Consider the following 13,423-nt stretch of genomic DNA (forward strand, 5'->3'; position numbering starts at 1 on the left):
AAATATCATGCAGAGCGTCACGGTCCGCTGGCAGTTGTGGATTGTTGCCTTTGGTTTTTTTATGCAGACGCTGGACACCACCATCGTCAACACGGCGATCCCGTCCATGGCGCACGATCTGGGCGTGAGCCCACTGCATATGCATTCGGTGATTGTGGCCTATGTGCTCACGGTGGCGGTGACGCTGCCGCTGAGCGGCTGGCTGGCGGACAGGTTTGGCGTGAGAAATATCTTTTTTAGCGCGATTGTACTGTTCAGCGTGGGATCGCTGTTGTGCGGCCTGTCAGGCACGCTGAATCAGCTTATCATGGCGCGTGTGATTCAGGGGATTGGCGGGGCCATGATGGTGCCGGTAGGACGGCTGACGGTAATGCGCATTGTACCGCGTGACCAGTATATGTCTGCGATGACCTTTGTCACCCTGCCCGGCCAGATTGGGCCGCTGCTGGGGCCCGCACTGGGCGGTGTGCTGGTGGAATATGCCAGCTGGCACTGGATTTTCCTGATTAACATCCCGGTCGGCATCATCGGTGCCGTCGCCACGTTGAAGTTACTGCCGAACTACGCGATGCCGCCGCGACGCTTTGATTTTGTCGGGTTTGTCCTGCTGGCCGCCGGAATGGCTACGTTAACGCTGGCGCTTGACGGTCAACGCAGTAGCGGCGGCTCTGCCTTGTTACTGGCCGGGATGATCCTCATCGGCACTGGCTCTCTTCTGTTTTATCTACTGCATGCGCGCCAAAACGACAGTGCGCTTTTCAGCCTGAAGCTGTTCGACAACCGCATTTTCTCCATTGGCTTACTCGGTAGTCTGACTGGCCGCATCGGCAGCGGCATGTTGCCCTTTATGACGCCGCTGTTCTTGCAAATCGGCATGGGCTTCAGCCCGTTTCATGCCGGCTTAATGATGATTGCCATGGTGCTGGGCAATATGGGCATGAAGCGTGTGGTTGTCAGCATTGTTAACCTGTTTGGCTATCGCAACGTGCTGGTGGGTTCAACCATAGGCCTGGCGCTGGTGGTCTTGCTGTTTCCACTGGTGGCGATGCTCGGCTGGACAGTCATGCTGCCGCTGGTGCTGTTTCTGCAAGGCATGGTGAATGCGATTCGCTTCTCTTCGATGAATACGCTGACGCTCAAGGATCTACCCGATGACCTGGCCTCCAGCGGCAACAGCCTGTTATCGATGATCATGCAGCTCTCAATGAGTATTGGCGTAACCGTGGCGGGCCTGCTGCTGGGCGCGTTTGGTCATGCAACGTCCGGGGAACAGGGTTTAAGCCATCAGGCGTTTATCTGTGTTTATCTCTGTATGGCGCTGATCATTATTCTGCCTGCGCTGGTGTTCTGGCGGGTTCCGAAAGAGATGAGTAAAAGCGTCGATCTGCGACGTCGGAGAAGTGAATGAGATCGTTCCTGCATTTTGGCATCGGTGCCAAATTATTCATGGCCATATTCTCCACCTGCATGCTGGTCCTGATTACCATGCACTGGGGCGTCCGGCTCAGCTTTGAACATGGCTTTGTCGACTATATTAAACGCGGGAATGAACAGCGGCTGAATTTGCTGGGTGCGGCGCTGGCCGATCAGTATGAACAGCATGGCGACTGGGATTTTCTGCGTAATAACGACCGGCTGATCTTCTCTATGCTGCGCTCGCTGGAGCAAAACCCGGACAGCAGTAACCAGTTACCGCCTCACGGCTGGCGCACCCAGTTCTGGGTACTCGATCAGCACTACAAAGTGATGGTCGGCCCGCGCTCACAGGTTCCCCCGGAAGGGATACGTCACGATATTACGCTCAGTAACGGTAAAGTCGTGGGCTGGATCATCAGCTCGCCGCCAGAGCGCCTGACGCGCAGCACCGATATCAATTTTGATCAGCAGCAGCGACGAACCAGCTGGTATATCGTGGGCCTCTCTACTCTGCTTGCCGCCCTGGTCACCTGGCTAATGGCGCGGGGCTTGCTGGCCCCGGTGAAAAGACTGGTAGACGGTACGCATCATCTGGCGGCGGGAAACTTAGCCACACGGGTTAAGGTTGACAGCCAGGACGAACTGGGCCAGCTGGCCCATGACTTTAACCTGCTGGCCAGTTCGCTGGAGAAAAATGAAAGTATGCGTCGGGCCTTTATGGCCGACATCTCGCATGAACTGCGCACGCCACTGGCGATTTTGCGCGGTGAGCTGGAAGCCATGCAGGATGGTGTACGTAAACTCACGCCAGACGCGATTACCTCTCTGCAAAGCGAAGTGGCGCTGCTGACCAAGCTGGTGGATGATCTGCACCAGCTTTCGCTCTCTGACGTCGGCGCACTGGCCTATCGCAAGCAGGCCACCGATTTGGTGCAGCTTATTGAGATCAGCGCAGGCAATTTTACCGAGCGCTACCGCAGCCATGATTTAACCCTGAAGCTCGACATGCCGGATGACGCGCCGTTTTTTGGCGATCCTGACCGGCTGATGCAGTTGTTTATTAACCTGCTGGAAAACAGCCTGCGTTACACCGATGCCGGCGGCGAAGTCCGGGTGCGGCTCTGGTATGACGCGCCCTACTGGCACGTCACCGTAGAGGACAGCGCGCCCGGCGTGGAAGGCGATCAACAGGCACAAATATTTGAGCGTTTTTTCCGCACAGAAGGTTCGCGCAATCGCGCCAGCGGCGGCTCTGGCCTGGGGCTGGCCATCTGTAAAAACATTGTTGATGCCCACGGTGGTAGCATCAGCGCCTCGCATGCAGATTTAGGTGGGCTGAAAATCGCGCTACAATTGCGTTATGTTCCTCCCGTTTAGAAGATTATGAACCAGGAAAACACTTACCCGCTGATCCTTGTGGTTGAAGATGAACCCAAGCTGGCACAGCTGATGATTGATTACCTTGAGGCCTCTAACTATCGCACGCATCATCTGGCGCACGGCAACGCGGTACTGGACTACGTTAAACAGACGCCGCCCGATCTTATCCTGCTGGATTTGATGCTGCCGGGTAAAGATGGGCTGACGCTGTGCCGTGAGATTCGTCGTGATTCCGACTTGCCGATTATTATGGTGACCGCGCGCACGGAAGAAATCGATCGCCTGCTGGGCCTGGAGATTGGTGCGGATGACTATATCTGCAAGCCATTCAGCCCACGCGAAGTGGTAGCGCGGGTCAAAACCATTTTGCGCCGGGTGAAGCGATCTCCCGAAGAAGCGCCCGTCGCGTCTTTGCTGAAAGTTCATGAAAGCCGCTTTCAGGCCAGCTGGCGTGATGAGCCGCTGGATTTAACGCCCGCTGAATTTCGTCTGCTGAAAACGCTGTCCCTTGAACCGGGAAAAGTCTTCTCCCGTGAACAGTTGTTAAACCATCTCTACGACGATTACCGGGTTGTAACCGACCGAACCATTGACAGCCATATCAAGAACCTGCGCAGGAAACTGGAAAGCCTGGACAGCGAACAACCCTTTATCCGCGCGGTATATGGCATGGGCTATCGCTGGGAAGCCGATATCTGCCAGTTGATTTAGATTGACCCAGATCAATTTACTTCCGTTTTCACCCTGCCTACAATTCCGCACCTTTTGCAGGGTTTACCCCTGCACATGTCGTCAAGGCGACATGCTGACCTGACATCAGTGAGCACATCATGAAACCCGAATTACTTTCCCCCGCCGGAACGCTGAAAAACATGCGTTACGCGTTTGCCTATGGGGCCGATGCCGTCTATGCCGGCCAGCCGCGCTACAGCCTGCGGGTACGCAATAACGAATTCAGCCATGAAAACCTGGCGAAAGGCATTAACGAAGCCCACGCGCTGGGTAAAAAGTTTTATGTGGTGGTGAACATCGCCCCGCATAACGCCAAGCTGAAAACCTTTATTCGCGATTTAACGCCGGTAATTGAGATGCAGCCCGACGCGTTAATCATGTCCGATCCTGGCCTGATCATGCTGGTGCGCGAGGCGTTTCCGGCCATGCCCATCCACTTATCTGTGCAGGCTAACGCCGTAAACTGGGCAACGGTGAAATTCTGGCAGCAAATGGGCTTAAGTCGGGTGATTTTATCCCGCGAGCTGTCGCTGGAGGAGATCGCCGATATTCGCGAGCAGGTGCCGGACATGGAGCTGGAAGTGTTTGTGCACGGCGCACTGTGTATGGCGTACTCCGGGCGCTGTCTGCTGTCGGGCTACATGAATAAACGCGATCCTAACCAGGGAACCTGCACCAACGCCTGCCGCTGGGAATACCAGTTGCAGGAAGCCAGACAAGATGACGTCGGCAACATTGTTGAAATTCATCAGCCGGTCAGCGTACAGGACGTGACGCCTACATTGGGCATTGGGCAACCCAGCGACAAGGTGTTTTTGCTGGAGGAGAAAATGAAACCCGGCGAAATGATGAGCGCCTTTGAAGATGAACACGGCACCTACATCATGAACTCGAAAGATCTGCGTGCCGTGGCGCACGTCGAGCGCCTGAGCCAGATGGGCGTTCACTCGCTGAAAATCGAAGGTCGCACCAAATCCTATTATTACTGCGCCCGCACCGCACAGGTTTATCGCAAAGCCATTGACGATGCGGCGGCAGGTAAACCGTTTGATTCTGCCCTGCTGGAAACCCTGGAAGGCCTGGCGCATCGCGGCTATACCGAAGGTTTTTTGCGTCGTCACACCCACGACAGCTACCAGAATTACCAGACCGGCTACTCTGTCTCAGAGCGCCAGCAGTTCGTCGGGGAGTTCAGCGGTGAACAGCGCGAGGGCTGGGCGGAAGTACGGGTAAAGAATAAATTTGTTCTGCATGACAGCCTGGAGATCATGACGCCGTCTGGTAACCTGATCTGTACCCTTGATGCCCTGCAAAACAGCCGTGGAGAACCGACAGAGGTGGCCCCGGGAGACGGGCATCGCGTCTGGATGAAAGTGCCGCCGGAGGTAGATTTGCGGTTTGCCTTGCTGCTGCGTAACTTTGCGCCAGGCCAGAACACCCAGGATCCGCATGCCGCTCACGCCACGGCCTGACAAAATTTGACAAAAGCAAGAACAGGATCACAGACGGCTCGGTTTTACTGAACTATAGTGCTGCCTGCTACCAATGAGTAACAATTATCAGCAGCAGTAACTGGATCCACCTCATTCACCCGCCCGGCTCCCCCGTGCGGGTTTTCTTTTTTCTCCCTTTCGCCAATCATTTTTCTCTTCCGGCTATGCTATAACCACTAACTACGCTTTCGATCTCCAAGGAACAGATAATGGACAAACAATCGCTTACGCTGCTAATCCTGAATGGTAAAGGCGCAGGTAATGACGATCTCCGTGAAGCGATCACGAAGCTGCGCGCCGAGGGCTTTAACATAGCCGTGCGCGTGACGTATGAAAAAGGAGACGGTGAGCGTTACGTGGAAGAAGCCCTTGAACTGCAGGCGGAAACCGTGGTGGCGGGCGGCGGTGACGGCACCGTCAACGAAATCGCTACCGCACTGGCGTCGGTCAACGCGGATGAGCGCCCGGTTCTGGGGATTCTGCCGCTGGGCACAGCGAACGATTTTGCCACCAGCGTCGGCATTCCTGAAGAGATTGAGCACGCCTTGCGCCTGGCTATCCAGGGTAAAGCCTGTGATATCGACCTCGCCCGCGTTAACCAGCATCACTATTTTATTAATATGGCGACCGGAGGATTTGGCACGCGCATTACGACCGAGACGCCGGAAAAACTCAAATCCGCGCTGGGCGGCGTGTCCTATTTTATTCATGGGTTGATGCGCATGGACACGCTAAAACCGGACAGTTGTGAAATTACCGCGCCCGGTTTTAACTGGCAGGGCGATGCGCTGGTCATCGGCATCGGCAACGGTCGTCAGGCCGGAGGCGGTCAGCGTTTATGCCCATCGGCGTTGATTAACGATGGCCTGCTGGACGTCAGCATTGTTACCGCGCAGGAGTTGCTGCCTACCCTGCTGCATTCCCTGACCGGCGATGAAGAGAATCCCGGCATTGTTTCTACGCGCTTATCGTCCCTGACGATTCGCTCACCGCATGAAATGACCTTTAACCTGGATGGCGAACCGCTGACAGGCCAGTCATTTACCATCGATATCATGCCGGGCGCGTTAAGCTGCCGCCTGCCGCCGCAGTGTGCCCTGCTGAGTTAATTCTCACGGGAGCCCTGGCTCCCGGCCTTAATGTAAACAGTTCGTGATTACATTCACAATTCCGCTACTTCAACTTGTATGGTAGTAGCGGGACGCGTAATTTTTCATCCTTAATGCCAGTATGGCCTGCCGTCCGTCTGCCACAAGGATGCTTTATGCTACACATCGATCACCTTCCTGCGGATGTTCATCTGCCCGCCTATGACCGTCGCCAGCTTAAAACCCGTATAGTGCATATCGGCTTTGGTGCCTTTCATCGCGCCCATCAGGCCTTGTGCACGGATAAACTGGCCGAACATGGTAGCGACTGGGGAATCTGCGAGGTTAACCTTAACAGCGGCGAGCTGATTCAGGCACTCCGCCAGCAGGACTTTCTCTATACGTTGACCGAAAAAAGTGACGACGCCGTGAAAACCCGGGTCATTGGGGTAATTACCGCGGCACTGCACGGCAAAACGGACGGCATTGATGCCGTGATTACGGCCCTGTGCCAGCCGGACGTGGCGATTGTGTCGATGACCGTGACGGAAAAAGGCTATTGTCACCTGCCCGCCAGCGGCAATCTCGATCTGCAACATGCGGATATCGTGCATGACCTGGCGCACCCCGCACAGCCCCGCTCGCTGCCCGGATTGATTGTCGCCGTCATCCGCCGTCGACGCGATCTGGGTTTAGCGCCTTTCAGCGTGATGTCCTGCGATAACATGCCTGAAAATGGCCACGTCACACGGAATGTGGTGACGCAGCTCGCCCGGCAGCATGATGCGTCGCTGGCGGACTATATTCAGCACAACATCACCTTTCCCTCCACCATGGTAGATCGCATCGTTCCGGCGATGAATGAGGCCGCCTTTGACGCGTTACGTGCCCGTATTGGTTCGTCCGATCCAGTGGCCGTTGAGGCTGAACCCTTCTTTCAGTGGGTGATTGAAGACCACTTTGTCAGCGGCCGACCTGACTGGGACAAGGCCGGTGCCGAACTGGTGGAGGATGTGCTGCCGTTTGAGCAAATGAAGTTGCGCATGCTCAATGGCAGCCACTCCTTTCTGGCGTACCTTGGTTACCTTGCGGGTTATGAACACATCAGCGATTGTATGGCTGACGACGCGTTCCGGGCGGCTGCACGTGCGCTGATGGTTAACGAACAGGCACCGACGTTAACCACGCAGGGCGTGGATTTACCGGCTTACGCCGACGCCTTAATCGCTCGCTTTGCCAACCGCGCTATCAGACACCGCACCTACCAGATTGCGACCGATGGCACCCAGAAACTGCCACAACGCTTTCTCGACAGCGTGCGCTGGCATCTCGCTAACGGCACACCCTGCCCGCTGCTGTTACTGGGCATTGCCGCCTGGATGCGCTATGTCGCTGCGGTCGATGAAAAAGGCGAACCTATAGCGATCCGCGACCCACTTAAAGCGCAGCTGGCCACCTGTGTGGCAGAAAGCGCGGAAGGTCAGGAGCGGGTGCGGGCCTTACTGGGCCTGAAAACCGTTTTCGGCGAGGATCTGGCGGATAATACAGCCTTCGTTGACGCGCTCTCCGCCTGCTATATACAGTTGACGAAAGTGGGGGCACGGGCAGCCGTGCAACAGGCCATCGCACAGGGCTAAGGCGTTTTAACGCGCTGGCGAAATCGGGTTAATGTTAACAGGGACAGAACATGACGCTTTCCTACACCATCACGACAAGTGAACCGGTCAATCAGCAGATTTACCGTTATCTACGCAAAGATATCGTCACCTGCGTCATTCAGCCGGGCGCTTTGCTGTCGGAAAAAGAGGTTTCCGCCCGTTTTCATCTCTCTCGCCAGCCGGTACGTGAGGCGTTCATTAAGCTGGCAGAAGCCGGTCTGGTACAAATCCTTCCACAGCGCGGCACCTTTGTGCGTAAGATTTCAGCGAAGCAGGTCGAAGATGGACGCTTTATCCGGGAAGCGGTAGAACTGGCCGTGATACGCCGCGCAGCGCGGGAAACAAGCCAGCGCGGACTGATGGCGCTGGAGCATAATCTGCAGCTCCAGCGCATCACTGCCGCCCGGGGCGACAGCCAGATGTTTCTCAGCCTGGACGATGAATTCCATCGTCTGATTGCCGAGAGCATCGACTGTATGCTGGCATGGGAAACCATTGAAAACATCAAGGCGACGATGGACCGGGTGCGCTATCTCACCCTGAATCAGGTCGCGCCCGCTGAAACGCTGATCGAACAACATGAAGCCGTTTTTGCCGCCCTGAAAGCGCGCGATGCGGACCAGGCAGAAACCGCCCTGCGTCACCATCTGCAGGCAATGATGTTTTCGCTCGCGCCCGTGATCAGGCAAAACCGTGACTGGTTCGAGGCTGAGTAGCGCGCCGTACAATCGCTGAGCGAAGCCGTTACCACCACTGATGAAAATGATGCACAGGTCCAGTCCCGTGGCCCACCTCCAGCGAATCGGCTGTCAGCAGGGCCTGTTGTAGCCAGGTTTTGGCTTCATTAACCGTCTCCGCCCAGTCACTGTGCCGTGGACGCAGGGCCGCCAGCGCAGCAGACAGCGTACAACCGGTACCGTGCGTATGGCGCGTTTTCACCCGAGGCGTGCTGAACCGTTGCCGCCCCGCTGGCGTGATCAGCCAGTCAGGACTTTCGCCATGATCCAGATGTCCGCCCTTCATCAGCACGGCCTGACAACCCAGCGCCAGAAGGGCATCGCCCTGCGTCAGCATCTCGTTCTCATTGCTGGCCATACGGCATTCGAGCAGCGCGGCGGCTTCGGGCAGATTAGGTGTGATCAGTGACACCTGTGGCAACAGGCGCTCGCGGACACAGGCAATGGCATCAGGACTCAGTAAGGCATCGCCGCTCTTGGCCACCATCACCGTGTCCAGCACCACGAACGGGATTGCCCGGCGCTGCAAGCCAACCGCCACCCGCTCCACGATCGCCGCATCGGACAGCATGCCAATTTTTGCACTGTCGATGCGCACGTCATCAAGAACGGAATCCAGCTGTGCGCTGACAAAATCAGGATCAATACGGTACACCGACTGTACGCCACAGGTATTTTGCGCCACCAGGGCCGTAATCACGCTGGTGCCGTAAGCGCCCAGTGCGGAGAAGGTTTTCAGGTCGGCCTGAATCCCGGCACCGCCGCTGGGATCGGTACCGGCAATCGTTAAAGCATTGATGCGTTTCACAGGGCGGCCTCCAGTGTCCAGAGCGCGTCCAGAAACGCTGGTGCAAAGCTGCCCGGCCCGGTTGATGCCTGTGCGGCTTTCTCTCCGGCCAGTGCCATCACCCGACAGGCGCTGGCGATATTGACCAGTCTGTCACCCGGCAGGCTGGCAAAGGCGGCGACGACCGCAGACAGCGCACAGCCGGTGCCGACCACCCGCGTCATTAAGGGCGATCCGCCGACAATCGACAGGGTACGCATTCCGTCGGTGGCATAATCCACCTCGCCAGTGACCACCACACAGGTTTGATACTCACGCGCCAGTTGTTGGGCGGCCAGCAAGGCGCTTTCGGCGGCGTGCTGGCTGTCCACGCCACGTCCGCCGTCAGCCTGCTGGGCCAGCGCCAGAATCTCGGAAGCATTGCCGCGAATCACGGCAGGCGACTGCATCAGCACCTGCTGGCAAAACCGGGTACGCAACGTCAGTGCGCCCACCGCTACCGGGTCCAGCGTCCAGGGCGTGCCTGCCAGATTAGCCGCCTCGATTGCCGCGGCCATGGCCTGCTGGCGTTCGTGCGTTAATGTGCCGACATTGATTAACAGTGCATCCGCGATACCGCTGAACTGCGGCGCTTCCTCGCGATCGATGACCATGGCAGGTGACGCGTTCAGAGCAAGCAGAACATTAGCCGTGAGCATTTGCACCACATCATTGGTCATGCAGTGCACGAGCGGTGACTGACGGCGAAACTGTTGCAGGAGGGGCGCGCATTGCGCATCAGAAAGATGGTGCGGTTGATGTGTCATAAGAACTCCCAACCGGCGGACAAGAAGGCGAATGCGGTCAGGCATCAGACTTCCCTACGCTGGCATTATCCAGATCAGGTAATACGGGTTTTTCTCAGCCTTCACAAAGAAGGGCACCCCGAGTCGTGTTACGCAAAGAAGAATAAGTAAGCCCCTAAATTTAAGCAAGGTGCTTATTCTTTTTTCAACCTGGCGGGCAAGACTTTTACATGATCCCGATCAACTCCCCACCGCACGAAAAAAGGCTTAATGCTGCGGGCTTAAAATTTGCACGTCAGAGCAGTAAAGGTATTTACGCAAGTAAATTATATCCTTCACCATTATCAGAATGCCCAGCAATAACAAACACCTGCCTACAACATCGCAACAATAAATCTTCATATCACGTAGTTAAAAATTACCAGAACACTTCATACTTGACAGGAAGCATGATGCGATTTTTAGCGCTTATCCCTCATCGTCACCGATGGACTGACATCACCATTACCCGTCAGGGTGCCCTTTCTCCTTCTGGCCGACACTATTATTCCACTTATCTTTCTGCCCGTTGTCAGCGTTGCGATGCGGTTATCCATCGGGTGTATTATCGCGATATCAGTGATGACCAGGCGCGCCGCTGGCTGGGGTAAATTCGCGGGTCGGGTACACGTTTTGCCAGGTTACGCGGCCGACGCAATTTGGTAGTCTTGCCCTTACTGAGTCACTGGACTGCTTACGCTTATGCCCTTCCTGCTGGATACATTAGGACACCAGATTTACCTGTCAGCCCCGCTGTTTATTCTTATTTTCCTGGGTTATTGCCTGACGAAATGGGGCAAATGGCCGCTGAGCATCAGCGAAGGCATGAACCGGTTTGTCTTTAACGTTGCCCTGCCCTGCATGCTGTTTCGCATCATGAGTGACTTTTACAACAGTCCCGCAGTCGATGTGCGCCTGCTTCTGGCATTCTTTGGCAGTTGTCTGCTGGTGTTTATCGTGGGCCGAATCCTTGCCTCGCGTCTTTTTCATCTGGATGGCGTGGCCGGTTCGGTCTTTGCCCTAGGCGGTGTCTTTTCAAATAACGTTATGCTGGGTATTCCGGTCGCTACCGTCCTGCTGGGCCCCGGTGCCTTGCCATCGGTTGCGCTGGTGCTGGTATTTAACAGTCTGATCCTCTGGACATTACTCACCGTCTCGGTGGAATGGTCGAAACAGGGCAGTTTTTCCCTTCAGGGCTTTAAGCGCACCTTGATTAGCGTGCTCAGGAATCCGTTAATTATTGGCATCTTATCAGGCACCGCCTGGAGCCTGTTGCAGCGGCCTCTTCCCGCCATCGCCGCTGAACCGCTGCGCATGCTGGCGTCCATCGCCGCACCCTTATCGTTGGTCACTCTCGGCATGAGCCTGGCGCACTACCGGGTGCGGGAAGGCCTGAAAGAGAGTTACACGATTTGTGCGTTGAAACTGATTCTGCAGCCGCTGTGTGTCTGGGCAATCGCCTGGCTGACGGGTCTGCCTGCGCTGGAAAGTAAAGTGGTGGTGCTGCTGGGGTCGATGGCGGTCGGTGTGAATGTCTACCTGATGTCGCAGAAATTTAACGTGATTACCGGCCCCACGGCCGCCAGTATGTTGCTTTCCACCCTTTTTGCCGCGATAACCACGCCGTTGTGGATGATGTTAATGACGCTGGCCGGATACTAAAAAGCCCTGTAACACAGGTTACAGGGCTGGCTTTTGCACCGGAAAAACTTAGTGTGCAGGTTGGGTGCGAATCAGGTAATCAAAAGCGCTCAGCGAGGCTTTTGCCCCTTCACCGCTGGCAATGATGATTTGCTTGTAAGGCACCGTGGTGCAGTCGCCTGCTGCGAAAACGCCTTTCAGGCTGGTTTCGCATTTTGCATCGATGATGATTTCACCCATCTTGTTGCGCTCAACCGCCCCTTCCAGCCAGGTGGTGTTAGGGAGCAGGCCAATCTGAACAAAAATGCCTGACAGCGCCAGTTCATGGGTTGTCTGGTTGGTGCGATCCAGATATTGCAGGCCGGTAACTTTGCTGCCGTCGCCTTTCACTTCGGTGGTTTGTGCATTCAGGATCACATCTACGTTTTTCAGGCTGCGCAGTTTGTCCTGCAGCACTTTGTCTGCACGCATTTCGCTGGCGAATTCCAGCAATGTGACGTGTTCAACGATACCAGCCAGATCGATAGCCGCTTCCACGCCGGAGTTACCGCCACCGATGACGGCAGTGCGTTTACCTTTGAACAGCGGACCGTCACAGTGCGGGCAATAGGTCACACCTTTAGTACGGTACTGCTCTTCCCCCGGTACGCCCATGTTGCGCCAGCGCGCGCCGGTCGCCAGGATGATGCTACGGGATTTCAGTACGGCACCTGACGCCGTTTCAATGGCGTGCAGGCCGCCTTTCGCCGCAGACGGAATCAGTTTAATCGCGCTCTGACTGTCAATCACATCAACACTGTAATCGTCAACGTGGGCACGCAGTGCGCCAGCCAGTTTGGCCCCTTCCGTTTTCTGCACGGAAATATAGTTTTCGATATCAACGGTATCCAGTACCTGTCCGCCGAAACGCTCACCCATCAGGGCGGTGCGGATGCCTTTACGGGCAGAATAGATGGCGGCCGCTGCGCCAGCGGGACCGCTGCCAATAATCAGCACATCATAGGCTTCGCGTTTATTCAGCGCTTCTGCTGCGCGCTTGTCAGCATTGGTGTCGACTTTACTGACGATCTCCGCCAGGCTCATGCGGCCCTGACCAAACTCTTTGCCGTTCAGGAAAACCGCCGGCACGCCCATGACATTCCGTTCCTGAATTTCGTTCTGGAACAGGCCACCGTCAATCGCGGTGTGGCTGATGCGTGGGTTCAGGACCGCCATCAGGTTCAGAGCCTGTACCACATCCGGACAGTTGTGGCAGGACAGCGAATAATAGGTTTCGAAATGGAAATCCCCATCCAGCGCCGCAATCTGATCAAGCAGATTTTGTGCTTCTTTGGACGGGTGCCCACCGGTCTGTAACAGCGCCAGCACCAGTGAGGTAAATTCATGACCCAGCGGCGAACCCGCAAAACGTGGGCCGTGATCCGCACCAGGGTTAGTGATTAAAAATGAGGGTTTACGCACCTGACGATCGTTCTCTTCACGAAAGCTGACCTTGTCAGACAGGCTCGCGATATCGACCAACAGATTGCGAATCTCGGTTGATTTTGCGCCATCATCCAGCGTTGCAATCAACTCCACAGGCTTGGTGAGTTTCTCAAGATAAGCTTTGAGCTGCGTTTTTAAATTGGTATCAAGCATAGTGAGTTCCTGGTCAAAAAATCGGGTGC

The 13,423-nt window shown here is 55.9% G+C and carries 12 protein-coding genes and 1 riboswitch; of the genes, 9 read left to right on the plus strand and 3 right to left on the minus strand.

The window, feature by feature from the left end; translation table 11 throughout:
• The first annotated feature begins 7 nt into the window (after window positions 1-7).
• The 7 genes from mdtD (at window position 8) to G5574_RS05795 (ending at window position 8,483) form a co-directional block, all read left to right on the plus strand.
• The gene (gene mdtD, locus G5574_RS05765) at window positions 8-1,408 is read left to right on the plus strand and encodes a multidrug transporter subunit MdtD (RefSeq protein WP_039338140.1); all 1,401 of its coding nucleotides are present in this window, start codon (window positions 8-10) and stop codon (window positions 1,406-1,408) included.
• On the plus strand, window positions 1,405-2,793 hold the full coding sequence (gene baeS / locus G5574_RS05770; protein WP_006119887.1) for an envelope stress sensor histidine kinase BaeS: 1,389 nt from the start codon (window positions 1,405-1,407) through the stop codon (window positions 2,791-2,793). Before mdtD ends, baeS begins: the two co-directional genes overlap by 4 nt.
• 6 nt (window positions 2,794-2,799) lie before the next feature.
• On the plus strand, window positions 2,800-3,507 hold the full coding sequence (baeR, locus tag G5574_RS05775; RefSeq protein WP_164482238.1) for an envelope stress response regulator BaeR: 708 nt from the start codon (window positions 2,800-2,802) through the stop codon (window positions 3,505-3,507).
• Window positions 3,508-3,623: 116 nt separating this feature from the next.
• The gene (gene trhP, locus G5574_RS05780) at window positions 3,624-5,000 is read left to right on the plus strand and encodes a prephenate-dependent tRNA uridine(34) hydroxylase TrhP (protein ID WP_033740520.1); all 1,377 of its coding nucleotides are present in this window, start codon (window positions 3,624-3,626) and stop codon (window positions 4,998-5,000) included.
• A 230-nt stretch (window positions 5,001-5,230) separates the two neighbouring features.
• A complete protein-coding gene (gene yegS, locus G5574_RS05785; RefSeq protein ID WP_164482239.1) occupies window positions 5,231-6,130 on the plus strand; it encodes a lipid kinase YegS in 900 nt (299 codons plus the stop codon).
• A 155-nt stretch (window positions 6,131-6,285) separates the two neighbouring features.
• On the plus strand, window positions 6,286-7,746 hold the full coding sequence (locus G5574_RS05790; RefSeq protein WP_164482240.1) for a mannitol dehydrogenase family protein: 1,461 nt from the start codon (window positions 6,286-6,288) through the stop codon (window positions 7,744-7,746).
• A 50-nt stretch (window positions 7,747-7,796) separates the two neighbouring features.
• Window positions 7,797-8,483, plus strand: coding sequence for a GntR family transcriptional regulator (locus tag G5574_RS05795; RefSeq protein WP_039338144.1), 687 nt, complete (start codon window positions 7,797-7,799; stop codon window positions 8,481-8,483).
• Window positions 8,484-8,511: 28 nt separating this feature from the next.
• Here G5574_RS05795 and thiD read toward each other — a convergent pair whose 3' ends face one another.
• Together thiD and thiM are read right to left on the minus strand one after the other, a co-directional pair.
• A complete protein-coding gene (thiD, locus tag G5574_RS05800; protein WP_054633460.1) occupies window positions 8,512-9,312 on the minus strand; it encodes a bifunctional hydroxymethylpyrimidine kinase/phosphomethylpyrimidine kinase in 801 nt (266 codons plus the stop codon).
• A complete protein-coding gene (thiM, locus tag G5574_RS05805; RefSeq protein ID WP_164482241.1) occupies window positions 9,309-10,097 on the minus strand; it encodes a hydroxyethylthiazole kinase in 789 nt (262 codons plus the stop codon). The genes thiD and thiM overlap by 4 nt, the downstream gene beginning before the upstream one ends.
• Window positions 10,098-10,131: 34 nt before the next feature.
• Window positions 10,132-10,228, minus strand: a riboswitch (TPP riboswitch).
• A 300-nt stretch (window positions 10,229-10,528) separates the two neighbouring features.
• Here thiM and G5574_RS05810 point away from each other — a divergent pair.
• Window positions 10,529-10,726, plus strand: coding sequence for a hypothetical protein (locus G5574_RS05810; protein WP_006119907.1), 198 nt, complete (start codon window positions 10,529-10,531; stop codon window positions 10,724-10,726).
• Window positions 10,727-10,817: 91 nt separating this feature from the next.
• Window positions 10,818-11,777, plus strand: a complete 960-nt coding sequence (locus tag G5574_RS05815; RefSeq protein WP_033740536.1) for an AEC family transporter — start codon at window positions 10,818-10,820, stop codon at window positions 11,775-11,777.
• Between the two features lie 48 nt (window positions 11,778-11,825).
• Here the strand turns inward: G5574_RS05815 and ahpF are convergent, their stop codons facing one another.
• On the minus strand, window positions 11,826-13,394 hold the full coding sequence (gene ahpF, locus G5574_RS05820) for an alkyl hydroperoxide reductase subunit F (RefSeq protein ID WP_039338149.1): 1,569 nt from the start codon (window positions 13,392-13,394) through the stop codon (window positions 11,826-11,828).
• Window positions 13,395-13,423: the final 29 nt, after the last annotated feature.

Source organism: Pantoea stewartii, assembly GCF_011044475.1.
GTDB lineage: Bacteria > Pseudomonadota > Gammaproteobacteria > Enterobacterales > Enterobacteriaceae > Pantoea > Pantoea stewartii.